Here is a 14,936-nt window from a genome sequence, read left to right as displayed (position 1 = left end):
GTGAGTGTATGTCCTCTGAAACACGCGGTGAACCCATCCCTGGGCGCTCTGCCACAGCATCCATGCTGTGGAAGGTTTCAGAGGACATACACTCACTCACTTCTTGAGGCCTAGCAAAAAGTTTGAGGGAGAGAAAGGAACACGCCGTGAACCCATCCTTACCACTCTGAATTCTAGTCTCGCCTGATGTACCGTTAGTCTATTTGAAAGTGCTTTTTGAGCGTCTACTCTTATTATTTGATTCAACGCAAATAAATCTCATTTGATTGCAGGTAGGGTTAGCGCCCTCCATGCCCTACGTTGCCTTGGCAATGAAACGCTAATCTTTTTTAGAGGAAATGATGCACTCACTAAAGCCAGTGTTCGATGAAGATGATTTCATTTCGTTAGTAAATCAAAATGCGAACAGTATTTCTGAAGACCTAACTGCGCTCAATAGTCAGATAAATGCTGACTATCTGTTTCTTGGTGTGCGCGTAAAACAAAGTGTTAAGGTACTTGTGAGCGTTAGTAAAGAAGCGCCAATCGATGACTTCAGTTATAGCTTAGTGGGCTCACCATGTGAACATGTTTTAGTGCATGGAGCATGTGGTTTTTCAAATGCTATTCAAACGCAGTTTCCAAATGATGAGGTGCTCAAACGACTTAATGGTGAAGCTTACTTAGGCGCAGGTGTTTTTAATGAAAATAACGAAAACGTGGGTATTCTCGTTGCGCTTTATTGTTCTGAGCAGTCTGGTATCTCGCAGTGGCTTTATGGGTTTGCAACGCAAGCCAAACTTATTGGTATGCATATTCAAAAGCGTTATTTGGAGATGTGCACTAATCATCACTTAGCGCTATTGGAAGAGGTCAGTGACATTTCTAACACCGGCGCGTGGGAATACTACCCTGACGAAGAAAGGTTGTACTGGTCAGCACAAACATATCGAATTCATGGTTTGCCTATTGGCCATCCAATTTCACCGCAAAAAGCAATGTCATTTTATTCATTAGCGTCGCAAGCGGAAATTAAAAAAGCATTTTCTACACTCTTAAATGACAAAGTCGCCTACGACCAAGAATTTCAAATTGTAGATTCACAGGGGCAGCTAAAGTGGGTAAGAACCTCTGGAAAAGTGCAATTAAATAGCGAAGGCGTGGCCACACGTTACTATGGCGCTTTTGAAGATATCACTGAGTTCAAAAAAACAGTCGCTATTAGTGAAGAGAGAGCGCTGCGTATTCAGAATATTCTCAATAGTATTAGCGATGCAGTTATAAGCGTTAATGCGAACGGTATTATTTGTCACTGTAACGCTGTAGCGTCACGTATTTTTGGATATTCAATAGACGAGTTGATATCGCAGCCTATAGAACTATTAATGCCAGAACCCTACGCTTCGAATCACAAGAAGTATATGCATCACTACGAGAAAACGGGTAATGCCAGAATTATGGGAGTGGGCAGACAGCTTCCAGCTAAGCGAAAAGATGGTTCTGTTTTTCAAATGGAGCTATCGCTGTCTGAAAGTGCTGATATGGGAGAGAAGCGCTATGTAGGGGTTATACGAGACATTAGCGAACGTATTGAAGCGCAAGATACAATTTACAATTTGGCTTATACCGATTCGGTTACCCATTTACGCAATAGTCAGTGGTTTCAAAAAGAATTTCAGGACTTAATATTACGCTCTGCGATGCGTAACGAGTATGTTCACGTAATGCTTCTTGATATGGATAACATGGCGCAGATTAATACTCGCTTAGGTTTCATAAATGGTAACAAAGCCTTGCAAGTGATTGCAGAGAAACTGCTGTTTATCATTGGGCACGACTATGAACTTTACAAGTTTACTAACGACCGATTTATTGTCCTTTCCAGCAAAACGTATCGCAAAGAAGAGTTGCACCGCTTTGAACCCGCACTTATCGAAAATGCGCTGTTAAACCCCCGCCATTTTGAAGTTGATCTTGAGGACAATCAGTGGGCGCTAAGTGCGTCTTTGGGGAGTGCAATATTTGACCCCAAAGAGCAGAGTTTCGAGCGTGTCATTAATGTATTGGAACTTGCTGTTAAGCGTGCAAAAAGTTCTGCTCCTTTTGGCTTGTGTCACGTGTCGAGTGATGGCATTGAAGAGTTTGATCGCTATGTGGCGATTAAAACCGCGTTGAAGGGCGCCATTGAGAATGATGAGTTAAGCTTAGCGCTACAGCCCCAAGTAGACCAAAATGGAGCGCTGACATCGTTTGAAGCGCTTGTACGTTGGCATTCTCCTGAACTGGGCATTGTGAGTCCTGCAGACTTCATTCCTATTGCAGAGGAAAGTCATGCTATTTGTGAAATAGGGCAGGCGGTGTTAGATAAATCCCTTGAAGCATTAAGGAGTTTTATAAGCCGGGGCATGGATGCGAGTATTGCAATTAACATTAGTGCACGACAAATTGTATTACCAGACTTTACCTCTTCATTACTGTCAAAAGTCACCCAATATGCTATTGCACCGCAGTTGCTCATGCTAGAACTTACAGAAACAGCGTTAGTAGCAGATATACAGTTGGTAAAACAAACCATGCTCGAACTAGCGCGTTACGGTTTTCGTTTTTCGGTTGACGATTTCGGAACAGGCTATTCAAGCCTTGCCTACTTGAAAGAACTGCCAATTAGTGAACTGAAGATTGATAAGTTTTTTGTGGATGATATATGCGAAAAAAACAGTGGCAAGGCATCGCAAATCGTCGATGCTATCATTGAAATGTCTAAAGCACTCAAGGTGACATGCATTGCTGAAGGGGTCGAAACGCAGGCACAACTCGACTATTTAATTGCGAAAGGTTGCGACCGTTTTCAAGGGTACTATTTCTCAAAACCGTTGCCGGTTGAATATTGGCAAAATATAACCTCCCCTACATTACCGATAGGGACTAGTTAACGTTTGATTGTGATGTTGTAACAAAAGTGAGGTATGCTAGCGCTATAGCAAAAGTTAATTGTGGAATAGTGGCATGATTACACGTCGTCAGTTTATTGTTGGTTCTATTGCTTTTTCAGGCCTTGCGGCCAGTGCGTTTGGAAAACACTTCTTTTACCAACATGCGAACCGCGAATATATATGGCGCATTAGTGCCAGATAGTAATGGTTTATTGGACTTGCCCGAGGGATTCAGCTACACAGTTATTTCTGAATTTGGTCAGGTTATGTCTGATGGTTTGCATGTACCAGATAGAGCTGACGGAATGGGATGCCTTCCTATCGACAATGCCAAAAATAAGGTCGCCCTTATTCGCAATCACGAACTTCACCCAAAGCATATTGAACTTCAACCCCTTTCCATTCAATCACATGTCAACGAGTTGGCTTACGATACCTACCCCAATGGCATAGCTTTACCCGGGGGGACCACTACGCTTATTTATAATACCGAAACAAAAAAGGTCGAGCGTGAGTTTGTTAGTCTGGCGGGAACCGTTCGCAATTGTTCAGGTGGTGTTACGCCTTGGGGAACGTGGTTGACTTGCGAAGAAACGGCAGACACGCCCAATGGTACTGTGAGTAAAAATCACGGTTTCGTATTTGAAGTGCCTGCGAGTGCCTCAAAAACAGTTAAAGCAAAGCCCCTAAAAGCCCTTGGACGGTTTGTTCACGAAGCAGCGTGTGTAGACCCCACAACCGGATACGTGTATTTGACGGAAGATAGGGGAGATAGTCTACTTTATCGCTTTGTACCTAATGAATACGGAAAGCTTGAAGCCGGAGGTAGCTTACAAGCACTTGTTGTTAAAGGTCGCCCCCAATTTGATACACGTAATTGGCAACAGCCAGCGATGGGCGTTTCACAGTGGCTAGATGTGGAGTGGGTGACGTTAGAGAACCCAGAAAGTCCGGAAGATGACTTACGCAAACAAGGTTATGAAAAAGGAGCAGCCTTGTTCGCGCGTGGTGAAGGAATTCATTGGGGAGACGGCGAGATGTACTTTTGTTGTACCAATGGTGGGGTTAAGCAACTAGGACAGGTTATGCGCTTAGTTCCCGTAACTGATGGACCTGACAAGCTACAGCTCTTTTTAGAAAGTGAAGATAAAAACCTTTATAACTTTGGAGACAATCTTACGGTTTGTCCAAACGGCCACTTATTGGTGTGCGAGGACCAGTATACCGATATAGTTGATAACCACTTACGTGGTATTACACCAAATGGTGAGGTATACAATTTTGCCAAACTACATGCGCAAACTGAATTAGCTGGCGCATGTTTTTCTCCAGATGGGAATACGTTATTTGTAAATGTGTATTCTCCCACAAAGACGCTGGCTATATCAGGCCCGTGGTTGAAAGGATAATCGCATTCATCGATTGTTTTAATTTAATTGTTTTACTTTAATTAATTTGGGCGATTGATGATAATCCTTGTAACTTAACAAGGAGAGCAACAATGAGTGCATTATTAAAAAGATTAACAAGTAAAAGCCGCAATGTGGCGACTGTTCAAAGCGACACCAGAACGCAGTGTAATTACGCAAATAACTACTACGGCGACCAAGTTTGTGTAGCAGTAAAACCGGTAAAGCCGCGTATTAACTTTCACGTAGGTATTCAAATATAAGTGAGCAGAATGGCTGCTCACGCCCCCTCTATCGTTTTCTTTTTTTCGAAGTATATTGCCTTTCACACGAGGTGATTTAGTTACTGAGTCTGCGCCATCATCGTTAACTTTCATCTAAAGTTGCGACGAAGGTTTAATAAAAAATGTCATGTTTCCCACTTATAGTAAACGTAGTGCTTTTCATTACTTTGACTCGTATTTTTCAGCCACGCGATGTCAATGTACTTACCTGATTTCTCCTTAGAGGAGCGCGTTTATGAAATTCGATTCAATTAAGTCTCGCTTAGTGTTAATGACTCTCATCTGTGTAATGGGGATGAGCATGTTAGTAGTGAGTCAGCATTATTTTACTCAACGACTCATTGGCCTAAATCAACAGCGTGATGTCTTGCTTAGGATGGGACAAGATTTGCTGCAAATGCGCCGACATGAAAAAGATTTCTTGCTGCGGCACGACAGACGTTATTTTGAGAAATTTACCGAGCGCTCGACGCTGTTTAGCACTCGCTTGGATACATTGGTCCCCACATTCAATGAATACAAGCTTCCCATCACCGATGTTGAAAGCTTGTCGGTTTCTATAGATGCTTACAGCCGCACTTTTCAGCAAGTTGTGTCCTTACAAGAGCGTATTGGGTTAAGCAACGAACAGGGACTTCGCAAGCGGATTATCGATATTGAAGAAACGCTCACATCAAATATTAGCAACCCATATTCTATAAGTCTGTTTACTGACTTGAAGCTTGCAGTGCGTAACTTTCAACTGACTCATGAAGGGCAGTATGCAAAGCAGTTAGATGTGTTAAGTCGCCAATTGCTCAGTGCAAATAGTGAGGGCGGTGAGCTTCTAATAGCACTTAGCCAATATCAAACTGTGCTGAAAGAACTTGTAGCAACTTATACCGCATTTGGCCTTACCCACAACGAGGGTTTACGTGGAGAGTTTAGGCAAAGCGCTCATAATGTGGAATCTCAACTAAAAATGATCGATGGCGCTCTGCAACCCATAATTGAACAACAAGAAGCACAAGTGCGTATCTACAGTTTGGGTATTGCAGCGCTAACATCCATCGTATTAATTCTGGTTTTAATCAAGAGTTTTGCGACATTCCATCGCGCTTTTGCTAACTTTGTGATGTTCTTTTGCCGCTCTAAACGGCAGTACCAAAAAATAGATACGCGTCAGCTTGGCTTTGCTGAATTTAAATCATTGGCTGAGTTAGCCAATGAGATGGTGGAATCACGCCAGGATATTGAGGCTAGGCTTGCAAGTGCTGAGGCTGAATTGGCCAGTAAGAAGGCGTCATAGCGAAGCGAAAGTATTGAGACTATACGAATAATTTCGCATGTTTAATTTGAAGGTAGTACAACATGAAATTCAATCGCTTAGGAACTAGCGACTTATCAGTGTCTGAGGTGTGTTTAGGCACGATGACATGGGGAATTCAAAATACGCAAAGCGATGCTGATCAGCAAATTGCTTGCGCGCTAGACAATGGCGTGAATTTTATCGATACAGCGGAAATGTACCCTGTACCACCCAATAAAGAGACATACGGTGATACAGAGCGAATTTTAGGGAATTGGCTCTCAAGAAACCATGCGAAACGTTCAGACATGGTATTGATGACAAAGGTAGCAGGAAGTGGTCTTCGTTATATACGAGAAGGTGGGCCAATTACAGCAGATGCTGTAACACGCGCATTAGACGATTCACTAGCTCGACTTCAAACTGACTATATTGATGTTTATCAACTGCATTGGCCAAATCGCGTTACACCGCATTTCGGTAAGCACTGGCCAGATAATACCGACCCCACAAAAATAGATCGCAACCGCGAGGTTGAGGGAATGCGTGATATTCTTAAGGGCATTCAACTGGCTTTGGAAGCAGGTAAGATAAAACATTGGGGCCTGTCCGACGATACGCCTTGGGGAATACATACATTTCTTAAATTATGTAGCGAGATGGGCATTGAGAAGCCTGTCTCTATACAAAACGAATTTAGCTTATTGCACGCTAAAGACTGGCCATATCTTATAGAGATGTGCGCACTTGAAGATATTGCTTATTTGCCGTGGTCGCCTTTGGCAACGGGAATGTTAAGTGGAAAATATCAAAATGGCGCAAGACCAGAAGGTTCTCGCTGGACACTTGCGCAGCGCATGGGGTTATTTAGAGATAAAGCACCCGCGCAGGCGGCAACTGACAAGTATGTGGCGATTGCCAAGAGTATTGATATTACACCTTCACAGTTGGCCTTAGCATGGTGTCAGCAAGTACCTGGCGTAACGTCGACTATCATTGGCGCAACGTCAATTGAACAATTGAAAGAAAATATAGCGGCGTTCTCGTTGCAGCTGCCTCAAAAAACGCTAGAAGAGGTGCACGATGTATTGCGAGCGTACCCTCTAGGGTTCTGATACGCGAATAAAAGTTGATTTCTTAACCTTCAAAATGGCGAGCTTAGGCTCGTCATTTTTGTGTAATATGCACGTCATACTATGAGTCTTTCTGTATGCTTACGAAAGACTATGTCCACAATAGATCCCCAATTGGCCGACCAGGCCGCGTTAGATAATAACCACAATTGGCAGCGCTGGCTTGTACTTGCCTTACTTGTTTACCTGATGCTTATTGCGGTGAGCATGATAGGAAGCGGTTTTAAATACGCCACGGGCGATCACGCAAGAGAACTCTTTAACTTTGCATCGAACCCCATAATGGGGTTGATTATAGGCATGGTGTCAACCGCACTGATTCAGTCTTCTAGTACGGTTACATCCATTATTGTTGGGATGGTTGCTGGTGGACTTCCTATCACTATTGCGGTGCCCATGATGATGGGAGCGAACATTGGTACAAGTATCACGAACACGCTGGTAAGCCTTGGACACGTAGCGCGAAAAGAGGAATTCCAACGCGCTTTTAATGCCGCGACCATCCACGATTTCTTTAATGTGTTGTCAGTACTTATTTTCTTACCGCTTGAAATGGCATTTGGTATTTTAGAATACTTAAGTGGTCAACTGGTGGCCTTGCTGCACACGGGTGAGGCATTGGGGCTTAATGGGGTAAACCCTATTAAAGCGGCAACGCAGCCGGTGACTGATTTTGCAACGCAATCGCTACAGTTTCTTCCCTCCATCTATCCTGGCGTGGCCAAAATTATAATTGGTATTGCTTTAATTATGCTCTCCATTACCTATATGGGGAAAATCATGAAGGCATTAATGGTAGGTAAAGCGAAAGAATTACTGCATAGAAGTATTGGGAAAGGCCCGTTGTCAGGCATTGCATCAGGTGCAGTGATGACCGTGTTGGTGCAGTCATCTTCAACCACCACATCATTGATGGTGCCCTTAGTTGGGAGTGATATTTTAAAAGCACGAGACATCTATCCGTTTACGCTAGGTGCTAATATTGGTACTTGTATTACAGCGCTTATAGCAGCACTTGGCGTAGTAGGTGTAAATAGCGGGTTTGCACTTCAAATTGCGTTGGTCCATCTCATCTATAATGTACTCGGAGTGGTCATTATTTATGGCATTCCAGTGCTGCGAAATATTCCACTTACGTTATCGTATCAATTGTCTGTTATCGCGTCAGAAAGAAAACTCTATGGCGCAGCGTACATTGGTGGTTTATTTTTTGTGATGCCTTTGGGCATTATATTTACCACTATGTAAAAACAAAAAAAACGGCGCATGTGCGCCGTTTTTTATTCCATACGTTTTTAGAAAGCGTACTTTGCTGATACTTGAATTCGGTTCATGTCACCCTCTAAACCAGACTCTACTTCTCTGTGAGCAAAGGCGTATTCAGCACCTACAGTAAGGGCTTTGGTTGGTGAATATAGGTAATTAACACGTGTGCTGTAAGTGCTTTCAGTAACACCAAGACCCGTTAGTGCTACATCATTGTCGGCCTCAAATGCTGAAAACATTATGCTACTGCGTGCTTTTTCACTCCACACATGACGATATGCAATGCCATAACCGGTTGTATCAATGGTTTCTAAGTCACCATTTTCAGTAAGCACTGCACCGTTTGCGGCGTTTAGCGCTGAGTAACGACCCAAACCTGAACCGGTGTGGAATGTGAAACGAATGTCATCACCATTTGAAAGCTTGTACTTACCCGTTACAGATACGCCATAACTGGTTTCATCGGCATCGATATCGCCTGCGTTGTCATAAGAGAGTTGGCGAAGTAGGCCAGCTACTTTCCAATAACCCCAATCGTGTTTAGAGGTGTAGGCCGCAACAAAGTCTGGAAAGCTATTGTCATCACTTACAATGCGTCCACCGCCACCAAATGGTGTGATAGTCGATTCAGGGTTTTCCAGTGCAAGCTGTAAGCCGCCGTTAGTGTATCGAACCATGACCTGACGACCAAAGGTAATACCGTCAGTTGTACCAATGAAATCAAGCGATTCGGGTAGTGCACCTACATCCATGAAAGTGGTCCAAGTTTGACCTACCAACCAGTTTTTATAGCTAATATAAGCATGGCGTACACGAGGGAGATAAGAGTTACTAATACGTTCATTACCACCATCGGTCACCACGAAGTCGAGTTCGAATACACCATTAATTGTGTCACCTTCAGCTGTAGGCGTTGAAGTAGCAAAGCGAAAGCGTGAAGTTCTAATGTGAGCATCAAATTGCGCGTCTTCGTCAACGCCACCGACCGGAGTCAGTGAAGGAATGTAAAAGTCTCGTCCAACGCTGCCTGAGGCGATTGTGCCGTCTGAGTAATCACTCAGCATCGCATCTACTTTTACGTAACCTGTGAATTTCACACTTGTGTCGCCGATCGTGGCTGCATGCACTGCGCCGCTTGATGCTGCTAAGCAAAGCGCTACTGCTGTTGCTGTGGTTTTTATTTTAGCTTTCATCGTGTATTCCAAAAAAGTGGTTAATTAAATGTAAATTCAACGTTAACATTGCTAATTGTGTACGTATTATCTCAAAATTAAATAAGCCCTTGGTCGCATAAGACTATAGTCGTACAAGGAAAGGTCGTTCTATCCATAAATAAAAGTACTTTTCGCATTTATAAGTCTGTTAAGACCAAAGTCTCATTTTGCTTTATGGGTGAATGGCTAGAGTGTTTCACCATACAACAAGATTTTTACATATTTGATTGTGGAGGCAATTTTTATGACCACCAGCAAAACCTATGCTGTACCTGACAACATTCTTCAGTCTACCCACCTGACGGCCTCTCAATACGATGCAATGTATAAGCAGTCGGTAGAGCAACCAGAAGCTTTTTGGGCTGAGCATGCTGGCGCACTGGAGTGGTATACAGCGCCAACTAAAGTCAAAAATACAGTATTTGGTGAAAGCGATGTATCAATAAAGTGGTTTGAAGATGGTGAATTAAATGCCAGCTATAACTGCATTGATAGACACCTCGCTGACAACGCCACCAAAGTGGCATTTCACTGGGAAGGCGATTCACCAGAAGATAGTCAAGATATTACCTATCAGCAAGTTCACTATGAGGTGTGCAAACTTGCGAATGCGTTAAAGGCGATGGGTGTTGAAAAAGGCGATCGCATTGCCATTTACATGCCCATGGTGCCAGAGGCAGCTTATGCCATGTTGGCTTGCGCAAGAATAGGTGCTGTACATTCAGTGATTTTTGGCGGATTTTCGCCAAATGCTATTGCCGACCGCATAAATGATAGCGCGGCTAAAGTGGTGATTACGGCTGATGAAGGACGACGTGCCGGTCGTACTATCCCATTAAAAGCTAACGTCGATAAAGCACTTGCTGGTGACGCTTGTCCTTCTATTACCCACGTTCTCGTGCACAAGCTGACAGGTTCAGAAGTAGAGTGGAACAGTGAACACGACGTTTGGTGGCATGATGCTGTAGAAGGTTGTTCGGCGCAGTGTGAGCCAGAGGTAATGAATGCAGAGGACCCGCTGTTTATTTTGTACACATCGGGCTCAACAGGCACGCCTAAAGGCGTTGTTCACACCACCGGAGGGTACCTTTTATATTCAGCAATGACATTTAAATATGCGTTTGATTACAAGCAAGACGACGTATATTGGTGTACGGCCGACGTTGGCTGGATCACAGGCCATAGCTACATGGTGTATGGCCCTATGGTAAACGCGGCGTCGCAGGTATTCTTTGAAGGGGTGCCTACTTACCCTGATGTTAAGCGTATTGCACAAGTGGTTGAGAAGTATAAAGTAAATAGCCTATATACTGCACCCACAGCCATTCGCGCACTTATGGCCCATGGTGATGTACCTGCCGAGGGATGCGATCTCTCATCATTGCGTCTCTTAGGTACAGTCGGTGAGCCTATCAACCCTGAAGCATGGGAATGGTATCACCGCGTTATTGGTAAAGGTCGCTGTCCTATCATCGATACATGGTGGCAAACTGAAACTGGCGGTCACATGATATTACCATTACCTGGCGCAACAGAATTGAAACCAGGCTCAGCAACGCGTCCTTTCTTCGGTATTCAGCCAGCATTATTCGATGCTGATGGCAATGAACTAGAGGGAGTGGCAGAAGGTAATTTGGTGATTAAAGATAGCTGGCCAAGCCAAGCTAGAACGGTTTATGGTGATCATCAACGCTTTATCAATACTTACTTCAGTGCATATAAAGGCGTGTATTTCACGGGTGACGGGGCCCGTCGTGATGAAGATGGCTTCTATTGGATTACGGGGCGCGTTGATGACGTATTAAACGTATCAGGTCACCGCCTAGGTACGGCAGAGATTGAAAGTGCGCTGGTGGCTCATCCGAAGGTTGCCGAAGCGGCAGTTGTGGGTTTCCCTCATGACATCAAAGGGCAAGGTATTTACGTATACGTAACGCCGAACGAAGGGGTAGAGGCCGATGAGGCACTCACTAAAGAGCTTAAAGCGTGGGTGCGCCAAGAGCTTAGTCCTATAGCAACTCCGGACATGATCCAATGGTCACGAGGGTTACCGAAAACGCGTTCAGGTAAAATTATGCGCCGTATTCTTCGTAAAATTGCCGCTAATGAGCACGAGCAGTTGGGAGATACTTCTACGTTGGCGGATCCATCGGTTGTTGATACACTGATAGAGGAGAGACTTAACAAGTAATCAAGGACATAGACGATGATAACGCTTTTGATCGCAGATGATCACCCGCTGTATCGCGATGCACTGAGAGGGGCATTGTCATTGTCATTGCCCGCCTTAACATTGAAAGAGGCTGGCGACTTGAATACTACGGTCGATATTCTCAATAATGACGATATCGACCTGTTACTTCTCGACTTACATATGCCGGGCAGTAATGATCTGTTCGGCTTACTCCACATTCGTAAGCTTTTCCCCGATCTACCCGTAGCAGTGGTTTCTGGCACAGAGGACACCGCGCTTATTTCAAAGATAATCAGTGTAGGTGCACTGGGGTTTATTCCTAAAACTGCCAGCGCCCACGACATTGCGAATGCGGTAGAGGCAATCCTCGATGGTGACGTTTGGTTACCTGACAACATAAGTGAAAATGTTGATGAAGTTGACGAGGCATTCTCTGAATTAGCAGACAAAGTTGCTTCGCTTACTCCTTCTCAGTACAAGGTACTTTGTTACATGCGAGATGGCCTATTAAACAAGCAAATTGGGTACAACTTGGATATTGCAGAGGCTACAGTTAAGGCACACGTAACGGCAATATTTAAAAAGCTTGGTATCAACAACCGAACTCAAGCTGTGCTTATCGCATCGCAATTAGAGCTAGAGCCACCCTCGCAATAGCTATGTAAAGCTTGCATTAAAAAGAGTGTGAGTACTCACTCTATTTGGTTTTGCGGAGGCAGGCTTTGGTGAGCGGTTTCCAATGATTGTGAAAATTCGGGTAAGAAGCGTTCAAGTGCTAGTCGGCTCTGCTCGCTTAATAATGGGTTTTCTATTTCGATAACTGTTCGTCCTTCAAGTAGCGACATGCTTTGTTGGTAACCTGGCTGTTGTGTCAACATTGTTTGAAATCGGCCGGTTTCAAATAAAATGAGTAAGCCTTGTGCAATTCGTCCCGCTAGCTGGTGGTTATCGCTGCCCACAAAGAAAAAGATAGGGCTGGGGTAGGACACAACAAGGCTATCTTCTATTGCCAGTTCGCGACTCAAACTCTCATCACTGAGCTCTTCTTGAATCTCCATTGCACTGCGCGGAAACATATCCGCGAACCCCTCAGAAACAATTTTGAATGACGCGCGATAAGTTGTCTCTAAGACCGGTATATTGTTGGCCTTAAATATTTTTGTATCAGGCCAGTCGTACCCTAACACAGCGCGGTATGATTGAAGTGCTTCAAGGCTTTTCACTTGGCTGAAGCGGGCATCGCCTTCGCGCACAAGCAATATGCGTTTACCAAATAGCCCAGCCATAATCGGAATGCGAACTGGAAGAAAATGTTGCTCACGTTCAATAGAGGTGACGCTCCATGTTACGTCGAGCATGCTGTGTTCTAAACTTCGTAGCTGTCTTTCTTGTGCCGTTTCCTGAGTGCTGACAACCAATTCAAACGTACCGTAACTGTCTTCGGTGACTTCTAGCGCTTCGGTGAGTAGTTGCTTTGCATACGCATATACTGCGTCGCGACCGGGATGAACATTTGGCAACCTTAATACGCTGTGTGGCAGCTCATTGTTAACCACACTCGGTTGATTCTGTGCAACTGCACTGGTCAGTGGCAAAAGTACTGCTCCTAGAAGCAGCACCGGGGTGAGTTTGAGAGTCATCTCAATGTCCATATTTCATTTTCTGACTCTTAAGTACCCCTACAACTCCTTGGGGTACTTAAGCTGAGTAGTTAATCTTTACCGGTCAGTAAGAAATCAAATTCAGGGTCGACTATAAATTGACCGCTCATCGCTTCACGACCTAGCAGCATTAAGTAAGTCATTTCAGAGCGATCGGTCAGTGTTAACTGAATATCCCACTGGTTTCCGTCCATAATTATAGGCGTAATTATGACATAACGCTTTTCTAGCGTTGCCGTTGAGCTTTTTACGCGTTTTTGCCCTTCAACACGCGCTTCGCGACGCACCACACGATCTACATTGTGGATATCCGGATGAATATCGAACTTGATCCAGAGTTCATCATCTTTTTCAAACTCTTCAATATTGTCCACGTGCAGCGATGAAGTGGCTGCACCTGTATCAACACGCACGTTTAGGTCTGTTATTGCAAGCTTTGGTAAATCACAAAGCTCAACTGCGCCTACAATTTTTTTGTCTTTCATGGTTTTTTCTACCAATGCTATTCAATAGTGCCTTGTTGGGGCGGCAATAAATTGTCTTGTAATAATTCTACGTGCTCAGCCACTGTATCAGGCTCTGAGAAGTAGGCAATGTGATAAACCGCTTCACCTTCTTGAGTAAGCGGAATGTTTTGTTTACCAATAACCACACCTTCAGCCGGACTTTCCAACGTACCTAAATAGTTACCGAACGGGTCTGCGATAATGGCTAGCTTATCGCCTTTTGCAACGTGGTCACCAAGCTGCGCTAAGTGGGTTACGAAGCCACTTTCAGGCGCTCGCACCCAGCCACTTTGTCGCGCAATAAAGCGTTCAATGCTATGCCCTTTACTACGACTCTTGTTCAACATGCCTAAGTGGCGCATGGTGTTAATAATTCCCTTTACGCCTGCGCGAATAGAAAACTCGTCATAGCGCAACGCCTGACCTGCTTCATACAACAGCATTTTTACACCGCTCTCGCTGGCGGCTTCACGCAAAGAACCGTCTCGTAATTCGGCATTCAATAGCACGGGTACGCCAAAAGCCTTGGCCATTTCGAGTACATCTTCGTCATCAAGATCTGCTCGTATCTGGGGAAGGTTACTTCTATGAATTGCACCTGTGTGTAAATCTATGCCGACATCACACTTGCTCACAATTTCTTTAAAAAACAGGTTAGCTAATCGACCCGCTAGCGACCCTTTTTTACTACCTGGAAAGCTGCGATTAAGATCGCGCCTGTCAGGCAGATAGCGAGATTGATTCAATACGCCGTAAACATTTACCATTGGAACGGCTATTAACGTACCACGAATGCGTGAAATCGCCTTGGAGCGAATTAGCCTACCTACAATTTCAATACCATTGAGTTCATCACCGTGAATAGCGGCACTGACAAACATGGTTGGACCTGGGCGCTTTCCTCGTTTTACATAAACGGGGATACTCATACTGGTAGCCGTATACAAGGGCGGCATTTCCAGTTCAATTTTTTTAGTTTCACCTGGTGCTACGTCTACATCACCAATTGTGATCATGTCTTTTACTGCATTTCTTGCCACTAACGTTTTCCTATTTCTAACGTTGCGCT

At 44.3% G+C, this 14,936-nt stretch carries 11 protein-coding genes and 1 pseudogene; 8 read left to right on the top strand and 4 right to left on the bottom strand.

Going from position 1 to position 14,936, the window contains the following annotated elements; translation table 11 throughout:
- Positions 1-338 precede the first annotated feature (338 nt).
- The 6 genes and pseudogenes from JN178_RS17065 to JN178_RS17040 all read left to right on the top strand — a co-directional run bounded on the left by JN178_RS17065 (position 339) and on the right by JN178_RS17040 (position 8,274).
- Positions 339-2,912: a bifunctional diguanylate cyclase/phosphodiesterase gene (locus JN178_RS17065; RefSeq protein ID WP_232369608.1), complete on the top strand. Its 2,574-nt coding sequence runs from the start codon at positions 339-341 to the stop codon at positions 2,910-2,912.
- Between the two features lie 73 nt (positions 2,913-2,985).
- Positions 2,986-4,321 (top strand): annotated as a pseudogene (locus tag JN178_RS17060) (alkaline phosphatase PhoX).
- Between the two features lie 92 nt (positions 4,322-4,413).
- The gene (locus tag JN178_RS17055; RefSeq protein WP_159627691.1) at positions 4,414-4,584 is read left to right on the top strand and encodes a hypothetical protein; all 171 of its coding nucleotides are present in this window, start codon (positions 4,414-4,416) and stop codon (positions 4,582-4,584) included.
- Positions 4,585-4,840: 256 nt separating this feature from the next.
- Complete coding sequence (locus JN178_RS17050) at positions 4,841-5,893, top strand: chemotaxis protein (RefSeq protein ID WP_202262560.1); 1,053 nt, start codon at positions 4,841-4,843, stop codon at positions 5,891-5,893.
- A 62-nt stretch (positions 5,894-5,955) separates the two neighbouring features.
- Positions 5,956-7,008: an aldo/keto reductase gene (locus tag JN178_RS17045; protein ID WP_202262559.1), complete on the top strand. Its 1,053-nt coding sequence runs from the start codon at positions 5,956-5,958 to the stop codon at positions 7,006-7,008.
- A 111-nt stretch (positions 7,009-7,119) separates the two neighbouring features.
- Positions 7,120-8,274, top strand: a complete 1,155-nt coding sequence (locus tag JN178_RS17040; RefSeq protein WP_202262558.1) for a Na/Pi symporter — start codon at positions 7,120-7,122, stop codon at positions 8,272-8,274.
- 47 nt (positions 8,275-8,321) lie between these two features.
- On the opposite strand, the gene JN178_RS17035 is transcribed toward JN178_RS17040, so the two are convergent.
- Positions 8,322-9,485, bottom strand: coding sequence for a DcaP family trimeric outer membrane transporter (locus JN178_RS17035; protein ID WP_202262557.1), 1,164 nt, complete (start codon positions 9,483-9,485; stop codon positions 8,322-8,324).
- A gap of 265 nt (positions 9,486-9,750) precedes the next feature.
- On the opposite strand from JN178_RS17035, the gene acs reads away from it, so the two are divergent.
- Together acs and JN178_RS17025 are read left to right on the top strand one after the other, a co-directional pair.
- On the top strand, positions 9,751-11,697 hold the full coding sequence (gene acs / locus JN178_RS17030) for an acetate--CoA ligase (protein WP_202262556.1): 1,947 nt from the start codon (positions 9,751-9,753) through the stop codon (positions 11,695-11,697).
- Between the two features lie 15 nt (positions 11,698-11,712).
- Complete coding sequence (locus JN178_RS17025; RefSeq protein WP_202262555.1) at positions 11,713-12,357, top strand: response regulator transcription factor; 645 nt, start codon at positions 11,713-11,715, stop codon at positions 12,355-12,357.
- A gap of 35 nt (positions 12,358-12,392) precedes the next feature.
- Here JN178_RS17025 and JN178_RS17020 read toward each other — a convergent pair whose 3' ends face one another.
- The 3 genes from JN178_RS17020 to JN178_RS17010 all read right to left on the bottom strand — a co-directional run bounded on the left by JN178_RS17020 (position 12,393) and on the right by JN178_RS17010 (position 14,883).
- Positions 12,393-13,340 (bottom strand): amino acid ABC transporter substrate-binding protein, encoded by a 948-nt coding sequence (locus JN178_RS17020; protein WP_232369607.1) that lies wholly within the window; start codon positions 13,338-13,340, stop codon positions 12,393-12,395.
- 71 nt (positions 13,341-13,411) lie between these two features.
- Entirely contained in the window at positions 13,412-13,846 is a 435-nt protein-coding gene (locus tag JN178_RS17015) for an ATP-dependent zinc protease family protein (protein ID WP_159627707.1), read from the bottom strand.
- Positions 13,847-13,863: 17 nt separating this feature from the next.
- Positions 13,864-14,883: a succinylglutamate desuccinylase/aspartoacylase family protein gene (locus JN178_RS17010; RefSeq protein ID WP_202266110.1), complete on the bottom strand. Its 1,020-nt coding sequence runs from the start codon at positions 14,881-14,883 to the stop codon at positions 13,864-13,866.
- Between the last annotated feature and the right edge of the window lie 53 nt (positions 14,884-14,936).

This window comes from Alteromonas sp. KC3, assembly GCF_016756315.1.
Classification (GTDB): Bacteria; Pseudomonadota; Gammaproteobacteria; order Enterobacterales; family Alteromonadaceae; genus Alteromonas.
Note: the sequence above shows the minus strand (reverse complement) of the source record. Positions and strands in the feature narration are given on the sequence as shown.

What these genes read in the sequence shown, in the direction of transcription:
- JN178_RS17040 (WP_202262558.1), top strand. Translation starts at nt 7,120, where the DNA reads ATGTCCACAATAGATCCCCAATTGGCCGACCAGGCCGCGTTAGATAAT.
- JN178_RS17055 (WP_159627691.1), top strand. Translation starts at nt 4,414, where the DNA reads ATGAGTGCATTATTAAAAAGATTAACAAGTAAAAGCCGCAATGTGGCG.
- JN178_RS17010 (WP_202266110.1), bottom strand. Translation starts at nt 14,883, where the DNA reads ATGATCACAATTGGTGATGTAGACGTAGCACCAGGTGAAACTAAAAAA.
- acs (WP_202262556.1), top strand. Translation starts at nt 9,751, where the DNA reads ATGACCACCAGCAAAACCTATGCTGTACCTGACAACATTCTTCAGTCT.
- JN178_RS17015 (WP_159627707.1), bottom strand. Translation starts at nt 13,846, where the DNA reads ATGAAAGACAAAAAAATTGTAGGCGCAGTTGAGCTTTGTGATTTACCA.
- JN178_RS17045 (WP_202262559.1), top strand. Translation starts at nt 5,956, where the DNA reads ATGAAATTCAATCGCTTAGGAACTAGCGACTTATCAGTGTCTGAGGTG.
- JN178_RS17065 (WP_232369608.1), top strand. Translation starts at nt 339, where the DNA reads ATGATGCACTCACTAAAGCCAGTGTTCGATGAAGATGATTTCATTTCG.
- JN178_RS17050 (WP_202262560.1), top strand. Translation starts at nt 4,841, where the DNA reads ATGAAATTCGATTCAATTAAGTCTCGCTTAGTGTTAATGACTCTCATC.
- JN178_RS17020 (WP_232369607.1), bottom strand. Translation starts at nt 13,340, where the DNA reads ATGACTCTCAAACTCACCCCGGTGCTGCTTCTAGGAGCAGTACTTTTG.
- JN178_RS17035 (WP_202262557.1), bottom strand. Translation starts at nt 9,485, where the DNA reads ATGAAAGCTAAAATAAAAACCACAGCAACAGCAGTAGCGCTTTGCTTA.
- JN178_RS17025 (WP_202262555.1), top strand. Translation starts at nt 11,713, where the DNA reads ATGATAACGCTTTTGATCGCAGATGATCACCCGCTGTATCGCGATGCA.